Origin of the sequence: Bacillus sp. N13C7 (assembly GCF_026790065.1) — a bacterium.
In the GTDB taxonomy this organism is placed as follows: Bacteria; Bacillota; Bacilli; order Bacillales; family Bacillaceae; genus Bacillus.
This window is the reverse complement of the sequence record NZ_JALAMO010000013.1, coordinates 132,998-145,378: the sequence shown is the minus strand read 5'-3', so window position 1 is coordinate 145,378 and position 12,381 is coordinate 132,998. Positions and strand designations below refer to the sequence as shown.

General features: G+C 43.6%; 14 protein-coding genes. 13 read left to right on the top strand and 1 reads right to left on the bottom strand.

The genetic code is table 11. From position 1 onward, the window contains the following. Positions 1 to 3 precede the first annotated feature (3 nt). Both MOB98_RS15255 and mtaB read left to right on the top strand, forming a co-directional pair. Positions 4 to 774 (top strand): 16S rRNA (uracil(1498)-N(3))-methyltransferase, encoded by a 771-nt coding sequence (locus MOB98_RS15255; RefSeq protein ID WP_268359815.1) that lies wholly within the window; start codon positions 4 to 6, stop codon positions 772 to 774. Then, entirely contained in the window at positions 774 to 2,129 is a 1,356-nt protein-coding gene (mtaB, locus tag MOB98_RS15250; RefSeq protein WP_268359816.1) for a tRNA (N(6)-L-threonylcarbamoyladenosine(37)-C(2))-methylthiotransferase MtaB, read from the top strand. Before MOB98_RS15255 ends, mtaB begins: the two co-directional genes overlap by 1 nt. 35 nt (positions 2,130 to 2,164) lie before the next feature. Here the strand turns inward: mtaB and MOB98_RS15245 are convergent, their stop codons facing one another. Beyond that, positions 2,165 to 3,088 (bottom strand): Na/Pi symporter, encoded by a 924-nt coding sequence (locus MOB98_RS15245; RefSeq protein WP_268359817.1) that lies wholly within the window; start codon positions 3,086 to 3,088, stop codon positions 2,165 to 2,167. 172 nt (positions 3,089 to 3,260) lie between these two features. On the opposite strand from MOB98_RS15245, the gene rpsU reads away from it, so the two are divergent. The 11 genes from rpsU (at position 3,261) to MOB98_RS15190 (ending at position 12,347) form a co-directional block, all read left to right on the top strand. Next, positions 3,261 to 3,434, top strand: coding sequence for a 30S ribosomal protein S21 (rpsU, locus tag MOB98_RS15240; protein WP_003152957.1), 174 nt, complete (start codon positions 3,261 to 3,263; stop codon positions 3,432 to 3,434). Between the two features lie 14 nt (positions 3,435 to 3,448). Next, entirely contained in the window at positions 3,449 to 3,895 is a 447-nt protein-coding gene (locus MOB98_RS15235; RefSeq protein WP_003226182.1) for a GatB/YqeY domain-containing protein, read from the top strand. Between the two features lie 131 nt (positions 3,896 to 4,026). Beyond that, on the top strand, positions 4,027 to 5,340 hold the full coding sequence (locus MOB98_RS15230) for an NfeD family protein (protein WP_268359819.1): 1,314 nt from the start codon (positions 4,027 to 4,029) through the stop codon (positions 5,338 to 5,340). 21 nt (positions 5,341 to 5,361) lie between these two features. Continuing rightward, positions 5,362 to 6,357 (top strand): flotillin-like protein FloA, encoded by a 996-nt coding sequence (gene floA / locus MOB98_RS15225; protein WP_003230026.1) that lies wholly within the window; start codon positions 5,362 to 5,364, stop codon positions 6,355 to 6,357. 24 nt (positions 6,358 to 6,381) lie between these two features. After that, complete coding sequence (locus tag MOB98_RS15220) at positions 6,382 to 6,798, top strand: hypothetical protein (protein ID WP_268359821.1); 417 nt, start codon at positions 6,382 to 6,384, stop codon at positions 6,796 to 6,798. 56 nt (positions 6,799 to 6,854) lie between these two features. Beyond that, positions 6,855 to 7,136, top strand: coding sequence for a sporulation protein YqfC (yqfC, locus tag MOB98_RS15215; RefSeq protein WP_003237082.1), 282 nt, complete (start codon positions 6,855 to 6,857; stop codon positions 7,134 to 7,136). A gap of 18 nt (positions 7,137 to 7,154) precedes the next feature. Then, positions 7,155 to 8,351 carry a sporulation protein YqfD gene (gene yqfD / locus MOB98_RS15210; RefSeq protein WP_268359822.1) on the top strand — a complete coding sequence of 399 codons (1,197 nt, stop codon included), beginning with the start codon at positions 7,155 to 7,157 and terminating at the stop codon, positions 8,349 to 8,351. Then, a complete protein-coding gene (locus MOB98_RS15205) occupies positions 8,348 to 9,307 on the top strand; it encodes a PhoH family protein (RefSeq protein ID WP_268359823.1) in 960 nt (319 codons plus the stop codon). The genes yqfD and MOB98_RS15205 overlap by 4 nt, the downstream gene beginning before the upstream one ends. Before the next feature lie 78 nt (positions 9,308 to 9,385). After that, positions 9,386 to 11,521: a cyclic-di-AMP phosphodiesterase PgpH gene (gene pgpH / locus MOB98_RS15200; RefSeq protein WP_268359824.1), complete on the top strand. Its 2,136-nt coding sequence runs from the start codon at positions 9,386 to 9,388 to the stop codon at positions 11,519 to 11,521. After that, positions 11,522 to 11,995 carry an rRNA maturation RNase YbeY gene (gene ybeY / locus MOB98_RS15195; RefSeq protein WP_166850678.1) on the top strand — a complete coding sequence of 158 codons (474 nt, stop codon included), beginning with the start codon at positions 11,522 to 11,524 and terminating at the stop codon, positions 11,993 to 11,995. Beyond that, complete coding sequence (locus MOB98_RS15190) at positions 11,976 to 12,347, top strand: diacylglycerol kinase family protein (RefSeq protein WP_268359825.1); 372 nt, start codon at positions 11,976 to 11,978, stop codon at positions 12,345 to 12,347. The genes ybeY and MOB98_RS15190 overlap by 20 nt, the downstream gene beginning before the upstream one ends. Positions 12,348 to 12,381 lie beyond the last annotated feature (34 nt).

Below are 12,381 nucleotides of genomic sequence, written 5' to 3'. Positions count from 1 at the left end.
CGTATGCAACGATATTTTATCGAGCTCACGAAGCAGCAAATGAAGGAAGCGCCGGCTTTTTCGATTACAGGCGAAGATGTTCATCATATTGTGAACGTGATGAGAATGAATGAGGGAGACCAGATTATCTGCTGCTCTCAGGACGGCTACGAGGCAAAATGTGAGCTTCAATCTGTTTCCAAAGATAATGTGTCCTGTCTTGTGGTAGAATGGACGAATGAAAACAGAGAGCTTCCGATAAAGGTCTATATTGCGAGCGGCCTCCCGAAAGGAGATAAGCTTGAATGGATTATCCAAAAGGGGACTGAGCTCGGAGCTCACGCCTTTATTCCTTTCCAAGCCGCTCGGTCAGTTGTCAAGCTGGATGACAAAAAGGCAAAGAAAAAGCGGGAAAGATGGACGAAAATTGCGAAAGAAGCGGCTGAACAGTCGTATCGTAACGAAGTGCCGCAAGTCATGGATGTCCATTCTTTTCAGCAGCTTCTGCAAATGATGCAGGATTTCGATAAATGTGTCGTTGCATACGAAGAGTCATCAAAGCAAGGAGAAATAAGCGCATTCAGCGCGCTTGTAAGCAGCCTTCCGAAAGGATCATCCCTTTTGATCGTATTTGGTCCCGAAGGCGGTTTAACAGAAGCGGAGGTTGAACGGCTCACAGAGAAAGACGGTGTGCCGTGCGGCCTTGGACCGAGAATTTTAAGGACAGAAACCGCTCCGCTTTACGCGTTGAGTGCGATTTCTTATCAAACAGAGTTATTAAGAGGTGATCAATAATGGCAACTGTTGCTTTCCATACGCTTGGCTGTAAAGTCAACCATTATGAAACAGAAGCAATCTGGCAGCTTTTCAAAGAAGCGGGCTATGAAAGAAGAGACTTTGAACAAACAGCTGATGTATATGTCATTAATACATGTACGGTAACAAATACGGGAGATAAAAAAAGCCGCCAAGTGATCAGACGCGCCATTCGTCAAAATCCTGACGGTGTCATCTGTGTCACAGGCTGCTATGCGCAAACCTCGCCTGCTGAGATTATGGCGATCCCTGGTGTTGATATTGTAGTCGGAACGCAGGACCGGGAAAAAATGCTTGGCTATATCGACCAATATCGGGAAGAACGCCAGCCGATTAACGGTGTCAGCAACATCATGAAAGCAAGAGTGTATGAGGAGCTTGATGTACCTGCTTTCACGGACCGTACAAGAGCGTCATTGAAAATACAGGAAGGCTGCAATAATTTCTGCACATTCTGTATCATTCCGTGGGCGCGCGGCCTGCTCCGTTCCCGTGACCCTGAAGAGGTCATTAAACAGGCACAGCAGCTTGTCGATGCCGGATATAAAGAAATTGTTCTGACTGGCATTCATACTGGCGGATACGGCGAAGATATGAAAGATTACAACTTCGCTACACTTTTGAGAGAATTAGACACACGTGTTGAAGGCGTGAAACGGATCAGAATTTCCTCAATCGAGGCCAGCCAGATCACAGACGAAGTGATCGAGGTCTTAGACCGCTCAGATAAGATTGTGAATCATTTGCATATACCTATCCAATCGGGATCAAACACAGTGCTTAAACGGATGAGACGTAAATATACGATGGAATTTTTTGCAGACCGTTTAAACAAATTGAAAAAAGCACTGCCAGGCTTAGCTGTTACATCTGATGTCATTGTAGGGTTCCCTGGCGAAACAGAAGAAGAATTTATGGAAACCTATAACTTTATTAAAGAACATAAATTCTCCGAACTGCATGTTTTCCCTTACAGTAAACGCACAGGAACACCAGCAGCGCGAATGGAAGACCAAGTGGATGAAAACGTGAAAAATGAGCGTGTACACCGCCTGATTGCTCTTTCTGACCAGCTTGCGAAGGAATACGCTTCTCAGTATGAAAATGAAGTGCTTGAGATTATTCCTGAGGAAGCCTATAAAGAAACAGAAGAAGAGAACATGTTTGTCGGTTACACAGACAACTATATGAAGGTTGTTTTCAAAGGCACGGAAGATATGATCGGCAAAATCGTAAAAGTCAAAATCCTAAAAGCAGGCTATCCTTACAACGAAGGGCAATTTGTCCGTGTTGTTGAGGATGGAATAACTGAACATATGCGTTTATCTTCTTAATTTTTAAACCGGTGCATTTAATTGTGCCGGTTTTTTTATTTAGCTGGAATAAGAAAGTGAATCAAGCGGTAAAACAAGTTTGTAAGCGGAAGAAACAAAAGAGCTGTCACCACATTAAATAAAAGGCTGAAATGCGCGATCTTTTGTGCGGGATCAGGTGATAACTGTTCCACAAATCCTGTTGTTGCTGCCAGAAAAGGAAATACGAGAGCCACGCCTAGCACATTAAACACTACATGGGCATACGCAGTCTGTTTTGCTGCATATCCGCCGGATACAGCAGCCATAACGGCTGTAATGCATGTCCCGATATTTGATCCGAGTACAACGCTCATCGCCTGTGTCAGCCCGATAATGCCTTCGTTCATAAAGCTCATTAAAATGCCGATACAGACGGAGCTAGAGTGGATGATGGCGGTCAACACCATCCCGATGAGCAAAGCGGACCAGTTTGAATCGTTAACATGGTATAGAACGTCGGCTCCCATTTTCAGCTTTGTCAGCGGTCCTGCAAGGTGGCTGAATCCGCTGATGCAAAAAAAGATGATGCCCAGACCGAGAAAGCTTGTTCCCAGCTGTTTTAAAGGATACCTGCCGGTCAGAAAAAACAATAAACCTCCTATCAAAAGAATCCAAATCAAAACATCCATTTTGATAGCGATAAATTCAGTTGTAAAGGTAGACCCAACGTTTGTTCCGAGAATCATCGGTATCGTCCGCTTAAAAGAAAGCACACCCGCACTAACAAAGCCGATGACAATAACCATAAAGGCTGAACTGCTCTGAAGAATCCCAGTAAACACTATACTGACAAGAAAAGCTTTTAACGGGTGATCCGTAAATAAAAGCAAACGTTCTTCAATTTTTGTGTACGCCAATGAAATTAAGCCTTTTCGAAGCATGTTCATGCCTGCGAGAAAGAATAATATAAGAGCAGTAAAACTAATCAGAATCAACATCTTATTCACCAACCCCTTTCCATCATTATATAGACAGGCAGTCGCGCTCATGACGGAAAAGTGAACTCACTTAGTTGACCTGACTGATGGCTTATATTATAATGTCAAAGTACATGTTTATATGTGTAACTTAAAGGTAGTCGATTGGTGTATTCGGAGGGAGGGAAAGAGAATGTCAAAAACGGTCGTTAGAAAAAACGAATCGCTTGAAGATGCTCTTCGTCGCTTCAAACGCAGTGTATCAAAGACAGGTACTTTGCAAGAAGCAAGAAAGCGTGAATTTTATGAAAAACCTAGCGTAAAGCGCAAGAAAAAATCTGAAGCTGCTAGAAAACGCAAATTCTAAAAGAGGGTGGATTTATGAGTCTTCTTGAGCGTCTTAACCAGGATATGAAGCTATATATGAAAAACCGTGAGAAAGACAAACTAACTGTCGTTCGAATGGTTAAGGCTTCACTTCAAAATGAAGCAATTAAGCTTAAGAAAGACAGTTTGACCGAGGATGAGGAACTCACTGTCCTTTCTCGTGAACTTAAGCAACGTAAAGACTCCCTCCAGGAATTTTCAAACGCTAATCGTTTAGATTTAGTAGATAAAGTTCAAAAAGAGCTGGACATTTTAGAAGTTTATTTACCCGAGCAGCTGTCGGAAGAAGAACTGCTTACAATCGTAAATGAAACCATTGCTGAGGTCGGTGCGAGCTCAAAAGCGGACATGGGCAAAGTAATGGGTGCAATTATGCCTAAAGTAAAAGGTAAAGCTGACGGAAGCTTAATTAATAAGCTGGTCAGCAGCCAATTGTCTTAAATGGCGTGAAAAAGGACATCTTTCTAAGAGAGATGTCTTTTTTTTATATATAAAAAAATGAAACCTTAGATACATTTGTTACGTATGAAGAGAAGGCACTTATTATAAGAGGAAGGAGGGATACACCGCCCTTGCTTCAAATCAAAGGATTCCGTATTGCTCTGTTGGTCATATTTTTACTTTCATTAATAGGCGTACAGCTGAACGCGAAAGCAGAAAAACAAACGGTTTATGTGATCCCGGTTGAAAAAAATGTCGAACAGGGCCTCGCCTCGTTTTTGTCCCGTTCGTTACAGGATGCAAAAGAAGCGCATGCAGATCATATTATTCTTAATATCAATACGCCGGGTGGATTGGTCAAATCAGCAATTGATATCGCGGATTTAATAACCGAAAGTGAGATCCCGGTCACTGCATACGTAAACAAACGCGCGTTGTCAGCTGGTGCATATATTGCCCTGCAAGCTGATAACATATATATGGCGCCCGGCGGAAAAATGGGAGCGGCCGCGATTATTGACGGTAAAGGCAATGCCGCTGACCAAAAGGCTGAATCACTTTGGCTGGCAGAGCTGGAAGATGCCGCAGTGAAAAATAATCGCGATCCAAAATATGCGCTCGCGATGGCTGACCCGGATATAGATGCCAAGGAAGTCGGCGCGCCGAAGGGAGATCTGCTGACACTTAACGCTGATAAGGCGATTGATGTAGGCTATTCAGAAGGCACTGCTGACAATATATCCGCGCTCGTAAAGAAGCTTGGCTTCGATAAAGCGCATATCAGCTATGCAAAGGAAAGCTTTGTGGAAAAGACGGCAAGATGGCTGACGAATCCGGTCATTGTTCCTATTCTGCTGACAATCGCTTTTTTAGGTCTGACGGTGGAGCTTTTTTCTCCGGGTGTCGGCATCCCTGGGACGGTGGGATTCATCGCTTTGCTGCTGTTCTTTTACGGGCATCTTGCAGCGGGCCTTGCCGGGTATGAGACGGTTCTCCTCTTTATTGCAGGGGTGATTCTCATTCTGCTTGAGATTTTCCTTCCAGGAGGAATCATTGGATTGCTGGGCTTAGGAGCGATTGTTGCGAGCCTGTTTTTAGCCGCGGAGAGCTTCACTGTCATGGCGGTTTCTCTCTTGATCGCCTCAGCTGTTTCTATTACAGCTTTTATTTTACTGACAAGGGTGTTGGGAAAGCGTATGAAATTCTTTAAGAAATTGATTTTAAATGATTCTACAAATACGGAAAGCGGCTACGTATCAAATCAAACGCGCACGGACCTAATGGGCAAAGTGGGTGTAACCTTTACACCGCTGCGCCCTGCCGGTACCGTCATTATTGATGATGAGCGCCTTGACGTCGTTTCGGAAGGATCGTTTACAGAAAAAGATAAGAAAGTAAAAGTGATTAAAGTAGAAGGCTCACGCATTGTCGTGAGAGAAATTTAAATAGAAACGAGGAGAAGTTATATGGATCCGTCAACACTTATGATTCTGGCAATTGTCGCAGTCGCGATTATTGTTTTGGCTGTATTTTTTACGTTTGTGCCTGTGATGCTTTGGATTTCAGCTTTAGCAGCCGGAGTCAAAATCAGCATTTTCACACTAGTAGGGATGAGGCTTCGCCGAGTCATACCGAATCGGGTTGTTAACCCGCTGATTAAAGCGCATAAAGCGGGACTTAATGTTGGAACAAACCAGCTTGAAAGCCACTACCTGGCTGGGGGTAATGTTGACAGAGTCGTCAACGCGCTTATCGCCGCTCAGCGTGCTAACATTGAACTCACGTTCGAACGCTGTGCTGCGATTGATCTTGCCGGCCGGGACGTATTAGAAGCTGTTCAAATGAGCGTTAACCCTAAGGTAATTGAAACGCCGTTCATTGCCGGTGTAGCCATGGACGGGATTGAAGTGAAAGCAAAAGCGAGAATTACAGTAAGAGCGAATATCGAACGCCTCGTCGGGGGAGCAGGGGAAGAAACCATTGTAGCCCGTGTCGGCGAAGGGATTGTCTCTACAATCGGTTCATCAGATAATCATAAAAAAGTGCTTGAAAACCCTGATATGATTTCTCAGACAGTTCTTGGAAAAGGATTGGACTCAGGAACGGCGTTTGAGATTCTCTCGATTGATATTGCTGATGTTGACATCGGCAAAAACATCGGCGCGATTTTACAAACCGATCAGGCCGAGGCTGATAAAAACATCGCGCAGGCAAAAGCGGAAGAACGGCGTGCGATGGCTGTCGCTCAAGAACAGGAAATGCGCGCCCGCGTAGAAGAAATGCGCGCGAAAGTGGTAGAAGCCGAAGCGGAAGTGCCGCTAGCGATGGCAGAAGCTTTGCGTGAAGGGAATATTGGTGTCATGGATTACATGAATATCAAAAACATCGATGCTGATACAGAAATGCGTGATTCATTCGGCAAGCTGACGAAAGATCCGTCGGATGAAGATCGTAAATCATAATCTCTCTAAGAAGGGAGAACACTGATGGAAGATTTACTGACGAATCCGCTTATTATTGCAGCGATTATCGGAATTATTTCTGCGATTTTCGGCAAAAAGAGCAAAGAAGAAAAGCAAAATAGCCAAAAAAGAAAAAAACCTCAGCAGGCTCAAACCGCTTCTCTCCAAAAAAAACCGACAGAAGAAGCTCCTGTACCTATTCCTAACCGCATGGAGCAGGTAAGGCGGGAAGCGGAAGAAAGACGCAGAGAAACAGAAAGAAACCTGAAAGGGCTGGAACGTGATCTTACTGCCGTTAAACAAAAAGCAGTATACACAAAACAAAAAATGCTCCAGGTGAATAAAGACACCGTGGTGCAGGGGATCGTCTTAGGAGAGGTATTCGGGCCTCCAAGGGCGAGGAAACCTCACCATACGATGCGCTCGGCCCGTAAAAATTAAAGTGTTAGAACCTCCTTTCAAATCATACATATGAGATGAAAGGGGGTTCTTTTTGTATGGGGCAAAGAAAGAATCGTGTGAAAGCTTGGCTGACAAGAGCATTGGAAATTCCCCCGGACGTTATGATGGATCTGCCGCGGATTACAATGGTTGGCAGACTTCATATCTACATAGAAAACCACAGAGGCCTTTTGCTTTTCAGTGAGAATGAAGTGAGGCTGATGCTGAAGCAGGGCCAGTGCATCATATCAGGAAAAAATTTTGTCATCAAGGCGATTCTTCCGGAAGAAATTCTTTTGGAGGGTACGATTGATGTCGTTCGATATGTTGAGTCATAAAGCCGAGGGGGAAATGTTGTGAAAAATAAATGGCTGTCTTTTTTTTCGGGTAAGGTTCAGCTTGAATTGACGGGAAGAGGGGTTGAACGACTCCTTAATGAATGTACAAGACAGGGCATTCCGGTCTTTCACGTCAAAAAAAAGAAAGAAGCCGTATCGTTATATATACAGCTTCAGGATGTACATGCCTTTCGGCGGGTTAGAAGAAAATTCACCTGTAAAGCCCGATTTATCAATCGGAAAGGATTCCCTTTCCTGTTGCTGAAATCAAAGCTGAATGCAGGGTTTACGATCGGTTTTGCGATTTTTTTCATCCTTTTGTTTTTGCTTTCCAATATGGTGTGGAAAATTGATGTGACTGGCGCTAAGCCGGAAACGGAACATCAAATGATGCAGCATCTAAACGAAATCGGCGTCAAAAAAGGGCGTCTGCAATTTTTAATGATGTCTCCCGAAAAAATCCAAAAATCGCTAACTAACGGAATAGACAATATCACTTGGGTCGGAGTTGATCTGAAGGGAACGACCATTCACATGAAAGTCGTGGAGAAAAATGAGCCCGAAAAAGAAAAGTATGCTAGCCCGCGCGATATCGTCGCTAAAAAGAAAGCAACCATTACAAGAATGTTTGTTCAAAAAGGACAGCCCATGGCTGCTATTCATGATCATGTGGAAAAGGGGCAGCTGCTTGTTTCGGGACTGATCGGGAGCGAAGATCATCAGCAGGAAGTCGCCTCAAAAGCAGAAATTTACGGAGAAACCTGGTATAGATCTGAAGTGACGGTTCCGCTTGAAACATTATTTAACGTCTATACGGGCAAAGTAAGGACAAAGCACAAGCTTTCTTTTGGCTCTTTGGCCATCCCGATCTGGGGCATGACGTTTAAAGATGAGGAATTAAAGCACCCAAAAACAGAACAAGAAAAGCATTCGCTGAATTTTCTCGGATTTAAGCTGCCTGTATCCTATATCAAAGAGCAAACGAGAGAAAGTGAAGAAGCTTTGCGAAAATATACACAAGAAGAAGCAGTTCAAGAAGGCATTAAAATGGGTAAACAGGATGTAGAGGATAAAATAGGCGAAAACGGCGAGGTGAAAAGTGAAAAAGTTTTGCACCAGACTGTTGAGAATGGTAAAGTAAAGTTGATTATTCTCTACCAAGTTATAGAAGATATTGTTCAAACCACACCTATTGTCAGGGAGACTGAAGAATGACAGAACATTTACTTGCGATGGATCAAAAACTGAAAAGCCCGGACGAGGCGCTTTCTCTGTTCGGGAACCAAGATTCTTTTTTGAAATTGATGGAGAAAGATCTGAATGTAAATATCATTACGCGCGGCGAAACGATTTATATTTCAGGCGATGAAGAATCGTTTCAGATTGCAGACAGGCTGCTGGGATCGCTCCTCGCTCTGATTCGCAAGGGGATTGAGATCTCTGAACGTGATGTGATTTACGCCGTCAAAATGGCAAAGAAGAATGAACTTGAATACTTTGAAAGCATGTATGAAGAAGAAATCACAAAAAACGCAAAAGGCAAATCAATTCGTGTAAAAACGATGGGACAGCGGGAATACGTGGCCGCCATGAAGCGGAATGACCTTGTATTCGGCATCGGCCCGGCGGGTACCGGGAAAACGTACCTGGCTGTCGTAAAAGCAGTTCATGCTTTAAAAAACGGACATATCAAAAAAATCATTTTAACTAGACCTGCCGTGGAAGCCGGTGAAAGTCTCGGCTTTCTGCCAGGTGACCTCAAAGAGAAAGTAGATCCTTATTTGCGCCCGCTGTACGACGCTCTTCATGATGTGCTCGGAGCAGATCATACAGAACGTCTGATGGAAAGAGGCATCATTGAAATTGCTCCGCTTGCATATATGAGGGGACGAACGCTTGATGATGCTTATGTTATACTTGATGAAGCACAGAATACCACGCCTGCTCAAATGAAAATGTTTTTGACGAGACTGGGTTTTGGCTCTAAAATGATCATTACAGGTGACGTTAGTCAAATTGATCTGCCGAAAGGCGTCAAATCGGGACTTGCAGTAGCGAAGGAGATGCTAAAAGGAATTGACGGCATTTCTATGATTGAGCTAGACCAGACAGACGTGGTCAGACATCCGCTTGTTGCGAAAATTATTGAAGCATACGATAAGCAAAATTAATGCTGAATGACCCGATCGCGCGTTATCGGGTCATTTTTATGATTGCTTATAGGCTTGATGTTTCAAGAGGAGGTTCTTGTGTTGAAAAAGAAGGGGAAGGCCAAAAGCAGCTCAAAAAAATGGAGCAGTTTTAAAAATGCCCGCTCCATGCATGTACTGCTGTATCTTCTGCTGGCTGTCATTATGTTTGCTTTGCTCTTTGTACATGTTAAGCCGGAAACACTTGATTTAGACCTGTTTTCAGTCAGCGACAAGACCATTTATGCTCCGGCAACCGTGGAAGATCAAAAAGCCACAGAGGAAAAAAAGCAAGCCGCTGAGGACGCGGTTGAAGATCAATATACGTTGAAAAAAGAATATACAGACAATCGGATTGACCTTGTGTCATCTATATTCGACAGTATCAGTGAAGTGAAAAAATCAGCAGAAGAAGACAGCAAATCACCCTCGGAAAAATCAATGGTGAAGTCTGTGAAGAACAAACTGACGTCAGATGTGAATGATTCCATTTCAGAGGATTCCATCAAGACATTGCTGAAAGCAGACAGTGAAGATTTTTCTTTTGTCAGAGATACAGTCATTACGGCAGTGAATACGGTCATGAGCAGTGAAATTCCATCGGATAAACTATCTGAAGCAAAGGATAACGTAGAAAAAGAGCTAAAGAGCAACTCTATCCCGTCTAAATACCTGGGCGCTGCAACAGAAATCGGGCGGTTCGCTATTATTCCGAATTACGTCTTCGATCCAAAAGCGACAGAGGCAAAACGGCAGGAAGCGTCAGACAATGTCCAGCAGGTTCAGATCAAACAGGGACAGGTGCTTGTGGAGGAAAATGATCTCATTGATCGGGAAGTGTACAGAAAACTTGAGCTGACAGGGTTATTAAATAACTCAAATCTCTTTAAACCGATCAGCGGCCTATTGATAATGATCGGACTTTTCATTGCAACACTTGTATATTATTTTGAAAAACAGAAACAAAACCTGAAGTTTAAAAACCAATCCATCCTGCTATTCTCCATTATCACAACGCTTTTGCTTGTTATCATGGAGGTTGTCAGTTTATTTCAGAAGATGGAATATCATAATATCGGCTATCTTGTTCCTATAGCGGCCGGCGCGATCTTAATCAAACTGCTGATGAATGAACGTATCGCCATTTTGGGAAGTATCATTCTTGCGATTTGTGGAAGTATGATGTTTAATCAGGGTGTAACAGGAACATTCAATTATGTCATCGGTATTTATTATTTGATCAGCGGGATTTCAGGTGTATTATTTTTAGGAAAACACAATGCCAGATCAAAGATTTTGCAGACCGGGCTTTTCGTAGCGTTTATCAATATGGTTGTCGTTCTTTCTTTATTATTGATCCAAAACACTGCACTGTCGGGTCTTGAAATCGGAACATTAATGCTGATGGGGGTTGTGTCAGGATTTGCTTCGTCTGTACTGATCATCGGCTTGATGCCGTTTTTTGAGACAGGCTTCGGCATTTTATCCACAATGAGGCTGCTTGAGCTGTCTAATCCCAACCATCCGCTGCTGCGCAAAATATTAACAGAAACACCAGGTACATATCACCACAGTGTAATGGTCGCCAATTTGTCAGAGGCTGCCTGTGAGGCCGTTGGGGCTAATGGCTTGCTTGCAAGAGTCGGCGCATATTACCATGATCTCGGAAAAACAAAGCGGCCGCAATATTTTATTGAAAACCAAATGAATATTGACAATCCGCATGACAAGCTGTCTCCCCAGCTGAGTAAAAATATCATCATCTCGCATACCACTGACGGTGCGAATATGCTGAGAAGCTATAAATTTCCGAAAGAGCTTGTCGACATTGCTGAGCAGCATCATGGAACCTCGCTTTTAAAGTTCTTTTATTATAAAGCCAAGGAAAAAGGCGACCAGATTACAGAAGAAGAGTTCCGTTATCCGGGACCGAAGCCGCAGTCAAAGGAAGCCGCAATTATATCAGTGGCAGACAGTGTTGAAGCGGCCGTCAGATCCATGCATAATCCGAACCCTGAACGAATCGAAAAGCTTGTCCGGGGTATTATATCCGATAAGCTGCAGGACGGACAGTTCAGCGAATGCGATTTGACTTTTAAAGAGCTGGATATAATCGCAAAAACGCTCTGTGCAACATTAAAAGGAATTTTCCACTCCCGGATCGAATATCCGGAGGCTACTAAGAAGGTGAAATAGATGAGTTTACTGATTGATATCGTTGATGAAACGGGAAGCGTCTCAGAAGAGATGCTCAAAGAAGTAGAAAATCTGCTTCAATTTGCTGCTGAGCGTGAAGGCGTTCAAGACCAGGCTGAAGTTTCTGTCACGATTGTTACCAATGAAGACATACAGCAAATTAATAAAGAGTACCGCGGAAAGGATACGCCGACAGATGTGATCTCATTTGCTCTTGAAGAAGAGGGAGAAGGCGAAGTCGAAATTGTAGGTGCGGAAATGCCGCCGGTATTAGGCGATATTATTATCAGTGCGGATCGCACAAGGGAGCAGGCTGAAGAATATAATCATTCTTTTAAGAGAGAGCTCGGGTTTCTTGCTGTGCACGGATTTCTGCATCTTTTAGGATATGACCATATGACGAAAGAGGAAGAAGAGGAGATGTTTACTAAGCAAAAGGACTTGCTGGACGCCTATGGACTCAAGAGATCATAGAAATGAGCTGCAGCGATTCTTTAAAAGCTTCGTGCATGCGGGCCGGGGCATCTGGGAAACAGCGCGGACGGAGCGGAATTTTCAATTTCATGTCGCAGCCGCCTGCGCTGTTCTTATTTGCGGCTTCCTTGTAGAGCTCAGTCCGATGGAGTGGGTGATTATACTTCTTTTAATCGGCGGAATGTTTTCGCTTGAGCTTATCAATACAGCCATTGAACATACGGTTGATTTAATAACAGACAAACATCACCCTCTCGCTAAAGCGGCTAAGGACGCTGCCGCCGGGGCTGTTTGCGTTTTTGCGGTGATTTCGTGTATCATTGGTTTACTCATTTTTTTGCCAAAGCTGTAATGGCTGAAAATTCTTACATTTATTTTACATTTTT